The organism is Streptomyces sp. SDT5-1 (assembly GCF_052245995.1).
Lineage (GTDB): Bacteria > Actinomycetota > Actinomycetes > Streptomycetales > Streptomycetaceae > Streptomyces.
Genome location: NZ_CM125963.1, coordinates 2,979,337 through 2,996,040 on the forward strand (window position 1 = coordinate 2,979,337; position 16,704 = coordinate 2,996,040).

General features: G+C 71.8%; 15 protein-coding genes and 1 pseudogene. 10 read left to right on the forward strand and 6 right to left on the reverse strand.

The genetic code is table 11. The features are described 5' to 3' along the window. Window positions 1-2 precede the first annotated feature (2 nt). From ACTWJ8_RS13945 to ACTWJ8_RS13960, 4 genes are all read left to right on the forward strand, one after another. Window positions 3-1,124, forward strand: coding sequence for an energy-coupling factor transporter transmembrane component T (locus tag ACTWJ8_RS13945; RefSeq protein ID WP_443263987.1), 1,122 nt, complete (start codon window positions 3-5; stop codon window positions 1,122-1,124). Beyond that, complete coding sequence (locus ACTWJ8_RS13950) at window positions 1,121-2,806, forward strand: ABC transporter ATP-binding protein (RefSeq protein WP_443263988.1); 1,686 nt, start codon at window positions 1,121-1,123, stop codon at window positions 2,804-2,806. Before ACTWJ8_RS13945 ends, ACTWJ8_RS13950 begins: the two co-directional genes overlap by 4 nt. Further along, window positions 2,803-3,648 (forward strand): ECF transporter S component, encoded by an 846-nt coding sequence (locus ACTWJ8_RS13955; protein ID WP_356377516.1) that lies wholly within the window; start codon window positions 2,803-2,805, stop codon window positions 3,646-3,648. Before ACTWJ8_RS13950 ends, ACTWJ8_RS13955 begins: the two co-directional genes overlap by 4 nt. 227 nt (window positions 3,649-3,875) lie before the next feature. Continuing rightward, on the forward strand, window positions 3,876-4,286 hold the full coding sequence (locus tag ACTWJ8_RS13960; protein ID WP_356377513.1) for a transglycosylase SLT domain-containing protein: 411 nt from the start codon (window positions 3,876-3,878) through the stop codon (window positions 4,284-4,286). A 141-nt stretch (window positions 4,287-4,427) separates the two neighbouring features. Here the strand turns inward: ACTWJ8_RS13960 and ACTWJ8_RS13965 are convergent, their stop codons facing one another. Continuing rightward, a complete protein-coding gene (locus ACTWJ8_RS13965) occupies window positions 4,428-5,597 on the reverse strand; it encodes a steroid 3-ketoacyl-CoA thiolase (RefSeq protein WP_443263989.1) in 1,170 nt (389 codons plus the stop codon). A 255-nt stretch (window positions 5,598-5,852) separates the two neighbouring features. Here ACTWJ8_RS13965 and ACTWJ8_RS13970 point away from each other — a divergent pair, with 255 nt between their 5' ends. Next, on the forward strand, window positions 5,853-7,118 hold the full coding sequence (locus ACTWJ8_RS13970) for a cytochrome P450 (RefSeq protein ID WP_356377507.1): 1,266 nt from the start codon (window positions 5,853-5,855) through the stop codon (window positions 7,116-7,118). Window positions 7,119-7,131: 13 nt separating this feature from the next. Here ACTWJ8_RS13970 and ACTWJ8_RS13975 read toward each other — a convergent pair. Then, window positions 7,132-9,207 (reverse strand): annotated as a pseudogene (locus ACTWJ8_RS13975) (phosphatase PAP2 family protein); the annotation flags it as partial. A 193-nt stretch (window positions 9,208-9,400) separates the two neighbouring features. Between ACTWJ8_RS13975 and ACTWJ8_RS13980 the strand changes: the two are divergent. Together ACTWJ8_RS13980 and ACTWJ8_RS13985 are read left to right on the forward strand one after the other, a co-directional pair. Continuing rightward, window positions 9,401-10,786 (forward strand): MFS transporter, encoded by a 1,386-nt coding sequence (locus ACTWJ8_RS13980; protein ID WP_356377504.1) that lies wholly within the window; start codon window positions 9,401-9,403, stop codon window positions 10,784-10,786. A 95-nt stretch (window positions 10,787-10,881) separates the two neighbouring features. Then, the gene (locus ACTWJ8_RS13985) at window positions 10,882-11,568 is read left to right on the forward strand and encodes an O-methyltransferase (RefSeq protein ID WP_356377501.1); all 687 of its coding nucleotides are present in this window, start codon (window positions 10,882-10,884) and stop codon (window positions 11,566-11,568) included. Here ACTWJ8_RS13985 and ACTWJ8_RS13990 read toward each other — a convergent pair. Then, window positions 11,553-11,963 (reverse strand): hypothetical protein, encoded by a 411-nt coding sequence (locus tag ACTWJ8_RS13990; protein ID WP_356377498.1) that lies wholly within the window; start codon window positions 11,961-11,963, stop codon window positions 11,553-11,555. The two genes, ACTWJ8_RS13985 and ACTWJ8_RS13990, sit on opposite strands and share 16 nt — an antisense overlap. Window positions 11,964-12,025: 62 nt before the next feature. On the opposite strand from ACTWJ8_RS13990, the gene ACTWJ8_RS13995 reads away from it, so the two are divergent. Both ACTWJ8_RS13995 and ACTWJ8_RS14000 read left to right on the forward strand, forming a co-directional pair. After that, window positions 12,026-12,451: a J-domain-containing protein gene (locus tag ACTWJ8_RS13995; protein ID WP_356377497.1), complete on the forward strand. Its 426-nt coding sequence runs from the start codon at window positions 12,026-12,028 to the stop codon at window positions 12,449-12,451. A gap of 25 nt (window positions 12,452-12,476) precedes the next feature. Continuing rightward, window positions 12,477-12,794 carry an antibiotic biosynthesis monooxygenase family protein gene (locus ACTWJ8_RS14000; protein WP_356377493.1) on the forward strand — a complete coding sequence of 106 codons (318 nt, stop codon included), beginning with the start codon at window positions 12,477-12,479 and terminating at the stop codon, window positions 12,792-12,794. A 16-nt stretch (window positions 12,795-12,810) separates the two neighbouring features. On the opposite strand, the gene ACTWJ8_RS14005 is transcribed toward ACTWJ8_RS14000, so the two are convergent. Together ACTWJ8_RS14005 and ACTWJ8_RS14010 are read right to left on the reverse strand one after the other, a co-directional pair. Next, a complete protein-coding gene (locus ACTWJ8_RS14005) occupies window positions 12,811-13,206 on the reverse strand; it encodes a hypothetical protein (protein WP_443263990.1) in 396 nt (131 codons plus the stop codon). A gap of 5 nt (window positions 13,207-13,211) precedes the next feature. Continuing rightward, window positions 13,212-13,856: a hypothetical protein gene (locus tag ACTWJ8_RS14010; RefSeq protein WP_356377490.1), complete on the reverse strand. Its 645-nt coding sequence runs from the start codon at window positions 13,854-13,856 to the stop codon at window positions 13,212-13,214. A gap of 126 nt (window positions 13,857-13,982) precedes the next feature. On the opposite strand from ACTWJ8_RS14010, the gene ACTWJ8_RS14015 reads away from it, so the two are divergent. Beyond that, the gene (locus tag ACTWJ8_RS14015) at window positions 13,983-14,540 is read left to right on the forward strand and encodes a GNAT family N-acetyltransferase (protein WP_443263991.1); all 558 of its coding nucleotides are present in this window, start codon (window positions 13,983-13,985) and stop codon (window positions 14,538-14,540) included. On the opposite strand, the gene ACTWJ8_RS14020 is transcribed toward ACTWJ8_RS14015, so the two are convergent. Further along, entirely contained in the window at window positions 14,467-16,539 is a 2,073-nt protein-coding gene (locus ACTWJ8_RS14020) for an MDR family MFS transporter (protein ID WP_356377484.1), read from the reverse strand. The genes ACTWJ8_RS14015 and ACTWJ8_RS14020 overlap by 74 nt on opposite strands. Between the last annotated feature and the right edge of the window lie 165 nt (window positions 16,540-16,704).

Below are 16,704 nucleotides of genomic sequence, written 5' to 3' on the forward strand. Positions count from 1 at the left end.
CGATGTCCGCTCGTACGCTGCGCGCCCCGCGGGCGCACCGCTCCAACGCCCTGCATCCGGGCGCCTGGTGGATCTGGGCGCTCGGCCTCGGCACGGCCGCGTCCCGCACCACGAACCCGCTGCTGCTCGCGCTCCTGATCGGCGTCGCGGGTTACGTGGTGGCGGCGCGCCGCACCGAGGCGCCGTGGGCGCGCTCGTACGGGGCGTTCGTGAAGCTGGCGCTCGCGGTCCTCGGCATCCGTCTGGTCTTCGCGACGCTCCTCGGCTCGGCGATCCCCGGCACCCACCTCCTGGTCACGCTTCCCGAGGTCCCGCTGCCTGACTGGGCGCAGGGCGTCCGCATCGGCGGCCCCGTCACCCTCGAAGGCCTGGTCTTCGCCCTGTACGACGGCCTGAAGCTGGCCACGCTGCTGATCTGCGTGGGCGCCGCGAACGCCCTCGCGTCGCCGTCCCGGCTCCTCAAGTCCCTGCCGGGCGCGCTGTACGAGGCCGGGGTCGCGGTCGTCGTCGCGATGACGTTCGCCCCGAACCTGGTCGCGGACGTGCGCAGGCTGCGGGCTGCGCGGCGGCTGCGGGGCCGCCCCGACAAGGGCCTGCGCGGGCTGCTCCAGGTCGGCCTCCCGGTCCTCGAAGGGGCGCTGGAACGCTCGGTGGCGCTCGCCGCCGCGATGGACGCGCGCGGCTACGGCCGCACCGCCGAGGTGCCGCCCGCCGTCCGCCGGGCCACGGCCGCGCTCACCCTCGGCGGACTCATCGGGGTGTGCGCGGGAACGTACGGGCTGCTCGCCGCGTCCGGCGCCGGATACGGGCTCCCGGTCCTACTGGCGGGGGTCGCGGCGGCGCTCGGCGGTCTGTGGCTGGGCGGCCGGCGCACGGTCCGCACCCGCTACCGGCCCGACGTGTGGGGCGTCAGGGCCTGGCTCGTCGCGGCGTCGGGGGCGGCGGCCGCGGCGGTGATGATCTGGGCGGGCGCCCGTGACCCGGCGGCCCTCCAGCCGCCCGTCGTGCCGCTCGCGGCGCCCTCGCTGCCGCTGTGGCCCGCGGCGGGCATCCTGCTCGGGCTCCTCCCGGCCTTCCTCGCACCCGCTCCCGCTCCCGACAAGCCGACGGAGGCAGCGTCATGATCCGCTTCGAGAACGTCTCCGTCACCTACGACGACGCACCGGAGCCCACCGTCCGCGGCATCCACCTCCACGTGCCGGAGGGCGAGTTGATGCTGCTCGCGGGCCCTTCGGGCGTCGGCAAGTCCACGCTCCTCGGAGCGGTGAGCGGGCTCGTGCCGCACTTCACCGGCGGCACGCTCGCCGGCCGGGTCACGGTCGCGGGCCGCGACACCCGCACCCACAAGCCGCGCGAACTCGCCGACGTCGTCGGCACGGTGGGCCAGGACCCGCTCGCGCACTTCGTGACGGACACGGTCGAGGACGAACTCGCGTACGGCATGGAGTCGTTGGGCCTGAGCCCGCAGGTCATGCGCCGCCGCGTGGAGGAGACCCTCGACCTCCTCGGCCTCGCGGACCTGCGCGACCGCCCCATCTCCACGCTCTCCGGAGGCCAGCAGCAGCGCGTCGCGATCGGCTCCGTCCTCACCCCGCACCCTCAGGTCCTGGTCCTCGACGAACCGACGTCGGCCCTCGACCCTGCGGCCGCCGAGGAGGTCCTCTCGGTCCTGCAACGCCTGGTCCACGACCTCGGCACGACGGTCCTCATGGCGGAACACCGCCTGGAGCGGGTCATCCAGTACGCGGACCAGGTGGCGCTGTTGCCGGCGGCCGGGGAGCCGCTGAGGGTGGGCGCCCCGGCCGACATCATGGCGATCTCCCCGGTGTACCCACCGGTGGTGGGCCTGGGCCGCTTGGCGGGTTGGACGCCGCTGCCCCTGACGGTGCGGAACGCGAGGCGAGCGGCGGGAGACCTGAAACACCGACTGGCATCCACAGCCATGGGGGCCGATCGAGCAGCTCGGCCAGATCAAGCCCCTGCAGGGGGTACCCCCGGACGGAGTCTGGGGGAGATTGAGCAGCGGGGCCCGGGGCGGAGCCCCGCGACCGCAACCCCTCTGGCCGCAACGAAAAACCTCGGCGTAAGAAGAGGCCGCATCGAAGCCCTCCGCCACATCGACCTCACGGTCACCACCGGCGAGGTGCTCGCCCTGATGGGCCGCAACGGCGCCGGAAAGTCCACTCTCCTCTCCACCCTCGTCGGCCTGATCAAGCCGACCTCGGGAACGGTCACGGTCGGCGGAGCCACCCCGCACAGGACGACCCCCCGCGACCTCATCCGCAAGGTCGGCCTGGTCCCCCAGGAACCCCGCGACCTCCTCTGCGCCGACACGGTCGCGGCGGAGTGCGCCGCGGCGGACAAGGACGCGGGCGCCGCCCCCGGCACCTGCCGCGCCCTCCTCACCGACCTGCTCCCCGGCATCGCCGACGACACCCACCCGCGGGACCTCTCGGAGGGCCAGCGCCTCACGCTCGCGCTGGCCGTCGTGCTGACCGCGGCCCCGCCCCTGCTCCTCCTCGACGAGCCGACGCGCGGCCTGGACTACGCGGCGAAGGCCCGCCTCGTCGCGATCCTGCGGAACCTCGCGGCGGAGGGCCACGCCATCGTGATGGCGACGCACGACGTGGAGCTGGCGGCCGAGCTGACCCACCGGGTGGCGATCCTCGCGGACGGCGAGATCGTGGCGGACGGCCCCACCCCCGACATCGTCACGGCGTCCCCGTCGTTCGCCCCGCAGGTCGCCAAGATCCTCGCGCCGCAGCGCTGGCTCACGGTCTCCGAGGTACGGGAGGCGCTGGCGTGACGGCGACCACGACACCGCAGGACACCACGGGCCGCGCGAACCCCGTACGCCTCGGGCCCCGCTCCGTCGCCGCCCTGCTCCTGGTCAGCGCCGTCGGTGTGGTCGGGATCGGCTGGCCGTTGATCACCGGCCCCGGTTCCGAGGTGAACGCGCACGCGGCGGACGCGCCGTGGCTGTTCGCGGCGCTGCTCGTGCTGCTCGTCGCGGTGGTCGCCGCGACGATCTCGGAGTCCGGGCTCGGCCCGAAGGCGGTGGCCATGCTGGGCGTGCTTGCGGCGGCCGGGGCGGCGCTGCGGCCGATCGGCGCGGGCACGGCGGGCATCGAGCCGATGTTCTTCCTGATGGTGCTCAGCGGCCGGGTCCTGGGGCCGGGGTTCGGCTTCGTACTCGGGTCGCTGAGCATGTTCGCGTCCGCGCTGCTCACCGGGGGTGTGGGGCCGTGGATGCCGTTCCAGATGCTGTCGATGGGCTGGTTCGCGATGGGCGCGGGTCTGCTGCCGGGCGCGGCGTCGCTGCGGGGGCGCGCCGAGCGGGTGATGCTCGCGGCGTACGGGTTCCTGGCGGCGTTCGCGTACGGCACGATCATGAACCTCGCGGGCTGGCCGTTCATGAACGCGCTCGCCTCGTCCGTGGCGTACCAGCCGGACGCGGCACTGCACGAGAACCTGGCCCGTTTCCTCGCCTACTGCGCGGCGACGTCGCTCGGCTGGGACCTGGGGCGGGCCGCGCTCACGGTCGTGCTGACGCTGGTGGTCGGCGGGGCGGTGCTGAAGGCGCTGCGGCGGGCGACGAGGCGGGCCGCGTTCGAGGCGCAGGTCACATTCGACGGGCCGCGCTCGTGAGGCCTCCCACATGACCCAGGTCACGTACTAACCAGAACCGTAGAGCGGAGCCTCACCACCCCCAGCCCACACAACGGACATTTCGCCCATACACTCTCAATCCAATATCTAGTCCGACTTTCCTTAGTAAATGCCGACCTTGCTCGGGCCCGGCGGTCTTTGTTTCGGTGGAACCACCGCACGGCACCACGCCTTGCACTCCCCTGCCTCCGACGGAAGGTTCCGTTTTGACCGCCACGCTCCTGCGCCGCATCGCCACTCCGAAGAAGGCCGTCGCCGGCGTCGCGCTCGCCGCCGCCACGACAGGTGTCCTCTTCGCCTCGGCCCCGGCCCAGGCCGCGTCGACGTCGGGCTCGGCGAAGGCCATCGCCCAGCAGAAGATCTCGAACTCGGCCGAGTTCAGCTGCTTCGACAAGATCGTGTCCCACGAGAGCGGCTGGAACCCGAACGCGACGAACGCGTCCACCGGCGCCTACGGCCTGGTCCAGGCGCTGCCGGCCAACAAGATGGCGTCGTCCGGCTCCGACTGGAAGACGAACCCGGAGACCCAGATCGACTGGGGCATCAAGTACATGAACGACCGCTACGGCAGCGCCTGCGGCGCCTGGTCCCACTGGCAGGCCAACGGCTGGTACTGACCGGCCCTGAACTGACCGGCCCTGAAACGAGGCGGCACCTTCCGGTGCCGCCTCGTTCTCGTTTGTCGTCACCTTGCGGGACCGAACCACTCGGCGACCTCGGCGCCGCCGCCCGGAAGCCTCCGGCTGCCTACGGCGGATCTAGAGCCGCTGGATGATCGTCCCCGTCGACAGCGCTCCGCCCGCGCACATCGTGATCAGCGCGAACTCCTTGTCGCGGCGCTCCAGTTCATGGAGGGCCGTCGTGATGAGGCGGGCGCCGGTCGCGCCCACGGGGTGGCCGAGGGCGATCGCGCCGCCGTTCACGTTCACCTTCTCCAGGTCCTGCTCGAAGACCTGCGTCCAGCTCAGCACCACCGAGGCGAACGCCTCGTTGATCTCGACGACGTCGATGTCCTTCAACGTCATGCCCGCCTTGCCGAGCACCGCCCGCGTCGCGTCGATCGGCCCGTCGAGGTGGTAGTGCGGATCCGCCCCGACCAGCGCCTGCGCCACGATCCGGGCCCGCGGCTTCAGCTTCAGCGCCCGCGCCATCCGCTTCGAAGCCCACATGATCGCCGACGCCCCGTCGGAGATCTGCGAGGAGTTCCCTGCCGTGTGCACGGCGGTCGGCATGACGGGCTTGAGCCCGGCGAGACCCTCCATGCTGGTGTCGCGCAGCCCTTCGTCGCGGTCGACGAGCCGCCACATGCCCTGCCCGGCGGCCTGCTCCTCCTCCGTGGTGGGCACCTGCACGGCGAACGTCTCGCGCTTGAAGCGCTCCTCGGCCCAGGCGGTGGCGGCCCGCTCCTGGGAGACGAGCCCGAGCGCGTCCACGTTCTCCCGGGTCAACTCCCGCTTGCGCGCGATGCGTTCGGCCGCCTCGAACTGGTTGGGCAGGTCCACGTTCCACTCGTCGGGGAACGGCTTGCCCGGCCCGTGCTTCGAACCAGACCCGAGCGGCACCCGCGACATCGCCTCGACGCCGCAGCTGATCCCCACGTCGATGACGCCCGCCGCGATCATGTTCGCGGTCATGTGCGAGGCCTGCTGGGACGAGCCGCACTGACAGTCCACGGTCGTCGCGGCGGTCTCGTACGGGAGCCCCATCGTGAGCCACGCCGTGCGCGCCGGGTTCATGGACTGCTCGCCCGCGTGCGTGACCGTGCCGCCCACGATCTGCTCCACGCAGTCCGGCTGAATGCCGGTGCGCCCGAGGAGTTCGCGGTACGTCTCGCCCAACAGATAGGCGGGGTGGAGATTGGCCAGCGCGCCGCCGCGCTTGCCGATCGGGGTGCGTACGGCTTCGACGATGACGGGCTCGGCTGCCATGACCTACGTCCTCTCCAGGATTCCCGGACCAGCACGACCAGAACTGGGCGGATCTCGCGGCGGACCGCGTGCGCGCGAAACTAGAACGCGTACCAGTTCTGCTTGCAGTCTCGGGGCCCTTACCCCCGGTACGCAAGGGGCTTGCACGCACAACGCACCGAACCGACACGGCCGTGGCCCTTGCCACTTCTAGAACCCGTTATTACCTTCACAGCCACAACTGACGGATCGTCAGACCACCACGGGAGTGACTCCATGCCGTGCCCCGCGCTGCCCGACGGGTTCGACTTCACCGACCCCGATCTCCTCCAACACCGCGTGCCATACCCGGAGTTCGCCCAGCTCCGCCAGGCCGAGCCGGTCCGCTGGATCCAGCAGGAGACCGGCATATCCGGCTTCGACGACTCCGGCTACTGGGCGGTGACCCGGCACGCCGACGTCAAATACGTCTCCACCCACCCGGAGATCTACTCGTCCAACATCAACACCGCCGTGATCCGCTTCAACTCGTCGATCGAGCGCGACCAGATCGACGTCCAGAAGATGATCATGCTCAACATGGATCCGCCCGAGCACACCCGGGTGCGCCAGATAGTGCAGCGCGGGTTCACGCCGCGCGCCATCCGGTCCCTGGAGGACAGGCTCAGGAACCGCGCCCGCGACATCGTCGCCGAGGCGGTCCGACAGGCGGGCCCCGACGGGGCGTTCGACTTCGTCACGAACGTCGCCGTCGAGCTGCCGCTCCAGGCCATCGCCGAACTCATCGGCATCGAGCAGAAGGACCGCGCGAAGGTCTTCGACTGGTCGAACAAGATGGTCGCGTACGACGACCCCGAGTACGCGATCACCGAGGAGATCGGCGCCGAGGCCGCCATGGAGATCGTCGGCTACGCGATGAACCTCGCGGCCGACCGCAAGAAGTGCCCGGCCAAGGACATCGTGACGCAGCTGGTCGCGGCCGAGGACGAGGGCAACCTGTCGTCCGACGAGTTCGGCTTCTTCGTGATCCTGCTCGCCGTCGCCGGCAACGAGACGACCCGCAACGCCATCACCCACGGCATGCACGCCTTCCTCACCCACCCCGACCAGTGGGAGCTCTACAAGCGGGAGCGCCCGAGCACCGCGGCCGAGGAGATCGTGCGCTGGGCGACCCCCGTCGTCTCCTTCCAGCGGACCGCCACGCAGGACACCGAGCTGGGCGGGCAGAAGATCAAGGCGGGCGACCGGGTCGGCCTCTTCTACTCCTCCGCCAACCACGACCCCGAGGTCTTCGAGAACCCGGACAGCTTCGACATCACCCGGGACCCGAACCCGCACCTCGGCTTCGGCGGCGGGGGACCGCACTTCTGCCTCGGCAAGTCCCTGGCCATCCTGGAGATCGACCTGATCTTCAACGCCCTGGCGGACGCGGTTCCCGACCTCCGTCTGGCAGGCGATCCCCGCCGCCTGCGCGCGGCATGGCTGAACGGCGTGAAGGAGCTCCAAGTGGCTGCTGCCGGGGCCCCGACAGCACATACGTGAGCCCGAACCCGGCGCCCACCACCACCGCCCCGCCCACCGCGTCGAGCACCCAGTGGTTCCCCGTCGCCACGATCGCGGACACCGTGAACAGCGGGTGGAGAAGGCCCAGCGCCTTCATCCACCACCGCGGGGCGAGGGCCACGATCACGACGCCGCACCACAGCGACCAGCCGAAGTGCAGCGACGGCATCGCCGCGTACTGGTTGGTGACCGCGGTCAGCGTCCCGTAGTCCGGCTTCGAGAAGTCCTGCACGCCGTGGACCGTGTCGATGAAGCCCAGCGTGGGCATCAGGCGCGGCGGCGCGAGCGGGTACAGCCAGAAGCCGACGAGGGCCAGGACCGTCGCGAATCCGAGGGAGGCGCGCGCCCAGCGGAAGTCCGCGGGGCGGCGCGCGTAGAGGACCGCGAGGACGGTCAGCGGCACCACAAAGTGAAAGGACGTGTAGTAAAAGTCGAAGAATTCGCGGAGCCATCCCACCCGAACCACCGCATGGTTGGCCCAGTGCTCGATGTCAAGCCCCAGGAACCGCTCGATGGCGTGCACCTGCGCCCCGTGCTCCTCGGCCCGCGCCCTGCCGCCCGCCGCCAGAATTCTGACCTGCTGGTACGCGGAGTAGCCGACGCGGATGAGGAGCAGTTCGAGCAGCAGGTTGGGACGGGAGAGCGCGCGCCGCCACACCGGCAGCAGTGGCACCCACGCCCAGCGCGCGGGGGCGGGCTCCGTATAGAGAGTGGGTCTCGGGTGCGCGTACGCCGGGTCGGTGCGCAGCCGGAAGGGGACGGCGCAGGCGGCGGCGAGCACCGCGACGAGCACGAGGTTGTCCCGCAGCGGCGCGAGAACCGGCAGCTCCGGCAGCAGCATGCTCGCCGGGAGCGTCATCACGAGCACGACGGCGACGGGCCACACGGGCCGGTCCGCGGCCTTGGCGCCGACCCGGCCGACCACCGCGAGCAGCACCCACAGCAGCTGGTGCTGCCAGGTCGTCGGGGACACGGCGGCAGCGACACAGCCGGTGACGGCGACGGCGAGCAGCAGCTGCCCGTCGCGGGCACAGGCGACGGAGCGGCGCAGGCCGAGCGCGGCGACGGCGGCGCCGAGCGCCAGGAACAGGGCGATCTCCAGCGGCCCGCTGAGGCCGAAGCGCAGCAGCATGCCGTGCAGCGACTGGTTGGCGGTCGCCGCGGGATCGGTGGCGAGCCCGGCGCCCGCCAGGTGGTGCACCCAGTACGTCCAGGAGTCCCGCGGCAGGGCCAGCCACGCGACGCCGGTGCCCGCGGCGAAGGCGCCAACGGTCGCGAGAGCGGCGCGGCGGCGGCCGGTGAACCAGAGGAGCGGGGCGAACAGCAGCACGGTCGGCTGGAGCGCGGCGGCGACGCCGATGAGCGCGCCCGACGCGATCTGGCCGCGCGCCACGAAGCAGCCGAGCAGGACCAGGAGCACGGGCAGGACGCTGGTCTGGCCGAGGGTGAACGCGTTGCGCACCGGCAGCGACAGCATGAGCAGGCTGATCGCGACGGGCGCGGCGAACTGAGCGGTACGCCGGGAGACGGGGGGCGGCAGGGCGCGCGCGGCTACCAGGCCGAGGGCGACGACGAGGGCGAGCGAGCCGAACGTCCAGCCCCAGCCCAGGGCCTGTTCGGCGGCGCGGGCCAGCGGTTTGAGGACGAGTCCGGCGAACGGGGGTCCGGTGAACCGGTCGGGCGCGTCGTAGAGGGAGCCGCTGACGTGCAGCACTCCTTCGGGTCCGATCCAGGTCTCCAGATCGGTGAGCCGTTCCCCCGGTGGAGTGCGCAGGACCGCGACGAGTTGACGCGCGCCGAGCACGGCCGCGATCAGCCACAGGCCGACGCGCAGCACGCCGAGCCGACCCGTCACCGGATCCGTGGACCCCGGCGCCGCTCCTCCGTGTTCCGCGTTCGCCACGCTTTTCGGACCTCCCGCCCGAGTCGGCCGCTTCGCCGACATTCGCCGCACACCCGGTAAGACGCAGGCAACTGCTCCTTCACCTGTCTGTCCACCGGGATTTGACGGATAGGCAGTGTCTTCGGCCACTTTGTCCCGGCCTTCACAGGTGCGGTTCCGCGACATAGATCACAAGAATTTGCATCAGCACCGTGCGAAGGCTTTGACGTTTCCCCAGGCCGGAGGGGGTTTCCTCGCGGAGCGAAGTTAGCTGAACACTACCCGTTACGGGTGCGGGCGCCCCTATGGTCGATGCGTCGGGCCGTTCCGCGTGGACGGCCCTTGCTCTTGCCCCCGACGAAAGGAAGGCGAAGGACCCGTGTCCAGCGCCACTTCCATCGCCCCCGATACCAGCCGGTCCGCCGCCCCCGCGGAGGACCGCGTCAACGCCGAACCGACCACCACCGACCCCGCGCTCGTCAAGCGCGCGGTCAAGGCGGCGGCCCTCGGCAACGCGATGGAGTGGTTCGACTTCGGCGTCTACGGCTACCTGACCGCGACGCTCGGACACGTCTTCTTCCCGGCGGCGTCGAGCACGGCCCAGGTCCTGTCCACGCTCGGCACCTTCGCCGCCGCCTTCCTCGTGCGCCCGCTCGGCGGCGCCTTCTTCGGCCCGCTCGGCGACCGCATCGGCCGCCAGCGCGTCCTCGCCATCACCATGATCATGATGTCGGCGGGCACGTTCGCGATCGGCCTGATCCCGTCGCACGCCTCCATCGGCGTGTGGGCCCCGGTGCTGCTGATCGTGGCGCGCATGGTGCAGGGCTTCTCGGCCGGCGGTGAGTACGGCGGCGCCTGCACGTTCATCGCCGAGTACGCGCCCGACAAGCGCCGCGGCTTCTTCGGCTCCTTCCTGGAGCTGGGCACGAACGCCGGTTACGTCGCCGGTGCCGCGCTCGCGACGGTCCTCACCACGATGATGGCCACCGACGACCTCTACAGCTGGGGCTGGCGCATCCCGTTCCTGGTCGCGGGCCCGATCGGCCTGGTCGGTCTCTACGTCCGGATGAAGCTGGAGGAGACCCCGGCGTTCAAGAAGCTCGCGGACGAGGCCGAGGCGAAGGAGAAGTCCTTCCCGAAGCCCAAGCTCAAGGAGATGTTCGTCGGCAACGCCAAGCCCATGTTCCTGTGCATCGCGCTGGTCCTGGTCTTCAACGTCACCGACTACATGCTGCTCTCCTACATGCCGACGTTCCTGAGCGAGCAGCTGCACTACGACGCCACGCACGGCACGCTGATCCTCATCGGCGTGATGCTCCTGATGATGGCCGTGCAGCTCCCGATGGGTCTCGCCAACGACCGCTTCGGCCACCGCTGGGTGATCGGCGCCGGCTGTGTCGGCTTCGTGCTGCTCTCCGTGCCCGCGCTGCTGCTGATCCAGCAGGGCTCCACGTGGGCCATCGCGTTCGGTCTCGCCGCACTCGGCCTGATGCTCGTCGCGTTCACCTCGTCGATGCCGTCGACGCTGCCCGCGCTGTTCGAGACGAAGGTCCGCTACGGCTCCCTCGCCGTCGGCTTCAACCTGTCCGTGTCGATCTTCGGTGGTACGACGCCGCTGGTCGCCGCCTCGCTGATCGCGGCCACCGGCAACCTGATGATCCCCGCGTACTACATGATGGCCGCGGCCGTCATCGGCGGTGTCGCCGTGTGGCGCATGAAGGAGTCGGCGGGCAAGCCGCTGCCGGGTTCGCCGCCCGCCATGTGACGCACACCTGATCCGTGCCTCCGGCCGGGTTCCGGGCGATGTTCCTCGCCCGGAACCCGGCCGTTCGCGTGTCCGCCGGATCTACGCTGACGACCATGACGACCTCACCGGCACCCCGGCAGCCCGAGTCCGCGCCCGCCGTCGACGCGTACCTCTCCGATCTGCTCGCCCCCGCCGACGACGCGCTCGCGGCGGCGCTCGCCGACAGCGCCGCGGCCGGGCTCCCCGGCATCAACGTCTCGGCCACGCACGGAAAGCTCCTCCACCTCGTCGCCCGCGTCCAGGGCGCCCGCCGGATCCTGGAGATCGGCACGCTCGGCGGCTACAGCACGATCTGGCTGGCCCGCGCACTGCCGGCCGACGGATCGCTGATCACCCTGGAGTACAGCGCCCGGCACGCGGAGGTGGCCCGCGCCAACCTCGCACGGGCGGGCCTGGAGAAGGTCGTCGAGGTCAGGGTCGGCGCGGCCCTCGACTCGCTGCCGGGTCTCGCGGCGGAGGGCGGCGACTTCGACCTGGTGTTCATCGACGCGGACAAGGTCAACAACCCGGCGTACCTGGAGTGGGCGCTGCGCATGACGCACCCTGGGAGCGTCATCGTCGTCGACAACGTGGTGCGGGGCGGCCGGGTGACGGACGCCGACGCCACGGAGGGCGACGTCGTCGGCACCCGCGCGGCGCTCCAGCTCCTCGCCGACCACCCGCGCCTCGACGCGACGGCGATCCAGACGGTGGGCGCGAAGGGCCACGACGGCTTCGCGCTCGCCTACGTCACGTCCTGAAGCTCCTGGTGGAAGCCGACGTTCACGCTGCGCGGCCCGCTCCTGTCGACCACGACCACCTCGCCGGACGCGCCGCGCGGCAGCGTGACCATTCCGCCGTACGCGACGGGCTGCCCCGCCCCGCGCGGGCCGAATCTGACCCGTACCTCGGACGCCGGGTCGGCCTGCGAGCCGCGCAGCCAGAACAGGTGCCACTCCCCCTCGGGGCCGCACCGGAACTCCAGGTGCACCCGCGACACGAACAGCCAGTCCTCCGGGGTCACCAGCCGGCACACGCTCGCGTCGCGCCCGACCCGGAGCACGGCCCCCGGCTCGCTCACGGCCTCGGCCATCGTCATCCCCGCCGTGGCCCCCGCGTCACCGCCCGCCAGCACGGCCATCGTCAACTCGAGCACCGCACCCCCTCATCCTCGCTCGCAGCCTAAGGCGCTCCGCCGCCCTCTGGGACACTTGTGTCATGACCGAACGCAAACCGCCCGGAGTCAGTTTCGAGTCATTCGTCGACAAGCAGATCCGCGACGCCGAGCGACGCGGCGAGTTCTCCTCGCTCGCGGGAGCCGGCAAGCCCTTCGAGTCCGCGTCGGACGTCACGTACGACGAGAACTGGTGGATCAAGGGGAAGCTGGCCCGCGAGGGCTTCTCGGTGCTCCCGCCCTCGCTCGCGCTGCGCAAGGAGGCCGAGGACACGCTGGCGGCGCTCCCGAAGGCCCCGTCGGAGCGGGTCGTGCGCCGCACGCTCGCGGAGCTCAACGACAAGATCCGCGACATGATGTTCAAGCCGCCGCCCGGCCCGCCCCTGGGCCTCAAGCCGTACACCGCCGACGAGATCGACGAGCTGGTACGGCAGTGGCGGGCGGGGCGGGCGGGCCGCGAGTCGGCCTGAGGGGCCGCTGAGGCAGGATGGACGCATGTCTGTCGTAAAGATCAACGTCCTGAACGTCCCCGCCGAACAGCGCGAGACGCTGGAGAAGCGCTTCGCGTCCCGCGCCGGCGCCGTCGAGAGCTCCGACGGCTTCGAGTGGTTCGAGCTGCTGCGCCCGATCGAGGGCACGGACGACTATCTCGTCTACACGCGCTGGCGTGACGAGGAGTCGTTCCAGGCCTGGATGGAGGGCCCCATGAAGGCGGCCCACCAGGGCGGCCCCGACCGGCCCAAGCCGGCCTCCAGCAGCTCGTCGGTGTGGTCCTTCGAGGTCGTGCAGCAGGCCGCCCCGAAGTCCGCCTAGCGGCAGCGGAGCACGCTCAGATCCGCAGCAGGCGCTCCGCCGTCTCCCGGTAGTCGCGGAGCGCCAGGCGGAGTTGCTCGGTGTCCTCCGTCGAGCCCTGCCACGACGTGCGCAGCGTACGGCGGTGGCCCGCGAGGGTCTCCGTGAGGCGGGCCGTCAGGTCCTCCAGGACGTGGTCGGCCTCCTCCACGGCCGCCCGCGGCTCGTCGACGAACCCGGCGAGCGCGTGCCGCAGCCGCCCCTGCAACTCCTCGCGCTCCCCCTCGGGTACGAGCCCGGAGCCTCGCCCTCGTACGGGCTTCGCCGCCGTGTCCTCGGCCCTGACGGGTTCCGCGGTGCCTTCCGTGCGGCCCGGTGGCATCGCGACGCCCCGGTCGACGCCGTCCGCCTCGGCCCGTTCGATGTCCGTCATCGCGATCAACTCCCCTTCGCCAGGCGCCCCTTGAGCGCGCCGGTCCGCTTGTGCCGATGGTGCGGCGCCGCCTCGCGGCCGCGGGTGGTGCCGCGGTCGGGGCCGACCAGCGCGTCGAAGAGCGGCCGTGCCTCGACCATCGCCTCGCGCAGCTCCTCGGTCCCGGCCCTGCTCTCCTCCGCGCTGCCCGTGCGGGCGTGCGCGGCGCGGTGCACGCGCCGGTAGCCGTGCACGTGCGGCCCGTGGTGGACGGAGAGCGCGTCGAGCTGCTCGTCGTAGTGGCCGCCGTCCGGGAAGCCGCGCTCCTGCGCCAGGTCGGCGAGGAGCAGATCGGCCTCGGCGACGGCGACGTCGGGCGATTCGACGAAGCGTTCCTGGGCGTCGGCCCAGCGCGCCAGGTAGCGCTCGCGCGCGGCGGGGTCGAGCGGCCGTTCGCGCAGCGCGCCGTGGCGCCGCACCCGCTCGGCCAGCTCCCGCTCGGCGGCCCTGGTGTCCCCGTCGTGCCGGGCCACGGTCCGCTCGTACTCGGGCCCGAACCTGCGCCGCAGGCCGCGTCCGCCGCGGGGTGCGGTGCGCGCCGCGAAGAGACCGGCCGCGACCACGATCACGACCCCCACCACGACCAGAGCGATGATCACGCCTGTGGACATGACTGCCTTCCCTCAACTGTGGCTGTTGCGGGCCGGGTTGCCCCGAAGGGCCGCCTGAAACGGCCCCGCCCCCGGCTCGCCGAATTCCGGTTGCGCCGCGACGCCCCACCGGCCTCACCATGTCCCATGGACAACACCACCCCGTGGGCCGTCGCCCCGGAGCCGTACGACTCCCCCGCCGCGGCCGCGCTCTGGCGCGCGTACTACACCGAGGTGAGCGACCGCTGGTACCTGCTGCACGAGGGGCGCGCCACGGATCCGGCCGAGCTGGAGCGGGGGATCGCCGCCGCGTCGGGCAGTGAACTGGCGCCGCCGCACGGCCAATTGCTGCTCGCCCGGTACGCGGGCGAGCCCGCGGGGACGGCGGGCGTACGGATGGTGGACGCGGAGACCGCCGAGCTGACGCGGGTCTACGTGCGCGAGGAGCTGCGCGGCAAGGGCGGCGCCCCGCTCCTGGTGGCGGCGGCCGAGGACGCGGCCCGCGCGCTCGGCGCCACCGCGATCCGCCTCGACACGCGCGGCGACCTGGTGGAGGCGCGCGCCCTGTACGCGCGGCTCGGCTACGCGGAGACGGCGCCGCACAACGACGACGTCTACGCCGAGCACTGGTTCAGGAAGCCGCTGCCTTCGCCGGCGCCCCCGCGTGCGGGCGCTCCGCGTCCGAGCCGCACATCTCCGCGTTGAGTTCGGACACGAGCCGGACGAGGTCGCGGGGGCGGTCCGGGCCCCACCAGTCGCCGAGCAGTTCGGCGAGCGACTCCTCGCGGGCCCGCGCCAGCCGTTCGGCGACGACCCGTCCCTCGGGGGTGAGCACGAGGTCGGGTCCCTCGCGCACGGCGAGGCGGCGCTCCTCGACCTGCCGGGCCGCCTCGATGATCACCGGCAGCGGGATCGCGGTGTACTCGGCGAGGACGCCGGGCTCGGCCCAGCCGTTGCGGTGGGTGCGCAGCACCAGCCAGCTGGCGGCGGGCTGGAGGTCGTAGCCGGCCCGTTCGGTGATCTTCTCGTAGACCTCGCGGCGGCCCTCCCGGCTGCCGAGCGTGGACAGGGCGCGCACGGCCTCGTCGTACGAGGACCGTTCGACGGGGTTGCTGGCGAGGGTCTCGGTGGCGTCGGGGGCGGTGACCGAGCCGCGCAGCCGGTCCTCGTGCAGCAGCAGCGCGAGCGCGAAGGCCAGCAGCGTGATGGGGACGGCGTACAGGAAGACGTCCGTGATCGACGTGGAGTAGGCGTGGATCACGGGTCCGCGCACGGCGGGCGGCAGGGCCGCGATGCCGCGCGGGTCGGAGCCGAGCGACTCGGGGGTGACGCCCGGCGGCAGGGTGCGTCCCGCGAGGGCGTCGCCGAGCCGCCCCGCGAGCTGGTTCGCGAAGATCGTGCCGAAGATCGCGACGCCGAACGAGGCGCCGATGGACCGGAAGAACGTGGCGCCCGACGTGGCCACGCCCAGGTCCTCGTACGGGACGGCGTTCTGCACGATGAGGACCAGGACCTGCATGACGAGGCCGAGGCCCGCGCCGAAGACGAAGAAGTACAGGCTCATGACGCCGGTGGCGGTGTGCTCGTCCATGTTGTGCAGGAGCAGCAGGCCGATCATGGTGATGGCCGTGCCGGCGACGGGGAACACCTTCCAGCGCCCGGTGCGGCTGACGACCTGCCCGGACGCGGTGGACGACAGCAGCAGGCCGAGGACCATCGGGAGCATGTAGACGCCCGACATGGTCGGCGTGACACCCCGTACGACCTGGAGGAACGTCGGCAGGTACGTCATGGCGCCGAACATAGCGAAGCCGATGACGAAGCTGATGATCGCCGACAGGGTGAAGGTCCTGACCCGGAACAGGCGCATCGGCAGAACCGGTTCCGCCGCCCGGAACTCGACGAACACGAAGACCACTCCGAGCACGACGCCCAGCACGGCGAGCCCGATGATCTGCGGCGAGCCCCACGCCCAGGTGGTGCCGCCGAGCGAGGCGACCAGGACGAGGCAGGTGGCGACGGAGGCGACGAGGAACGTGCCGAGGTAGTCGATGCGGTGCTTGGTGGAGCGGACCGGGATGTGCAGCGCCGCGGCGATCACGAGGAGGGCGACGACGCCGACCGGCAGATTGACGTAGAAGACCCAGCGCCAGCTCAGGTGCTCCGTGAACAGTCCGCCGAGCAGCGGTCCGAGCACGCTGGTCGCGCCGAAGACGGCGCCGAACAGGCCCTGGTACTTGCCGCGTTCACGCGGCGTGACGATGTCGCCGACGATCGCCATCGACAGCACCATCAGGCCACCGCCGCCGAGGCCCTGAAGGGCGCGGAAGCCGATCAACTGGCCCATGTTCTGCGACAGTCCGCACAGCGCGGAGCCCACCAGGAAGATCAGGATGGCGAGTTGGAAGAGCTTCTTGCGTCCGTACTGGTCGCCGAGCTTGCCCCACAGCGGGGTCGCCGCCGTCGCGGCGAGCATGTACGCGGTGACGACCCAGGACAGGTGGTCGAGACCGCCCAGATCGCTCACGATGGTGGGCAGGGCCGTCGACACGATGGTCTGGTCGAGCGCCGCGAGCAGCATCCCGAGCAGCAGCGCGCCGATCGACACGAGGACGCCGCCCGACTTGGCGTTTTCCCTGGGCGCCGTGGGCGCCCCGCGGCCGCTGTCTCCAGGTCCCACGGCGTCGATGTCCTGGGTGCTCATGGCCACCTCCGAAGCCGGCCCGGCGCGGACGGAGCCGGGTGCTTGGTACTTCCCATCCTGGTAGGTGTGACCAGGTTTGGCCTGTTGAGTCGTGCGGCGTTCGAAGTTTTACGGAACGCGGCCGGGGAGCCGGGCGCGCACCGGCGCCGACGAGCGTTTGTGGGA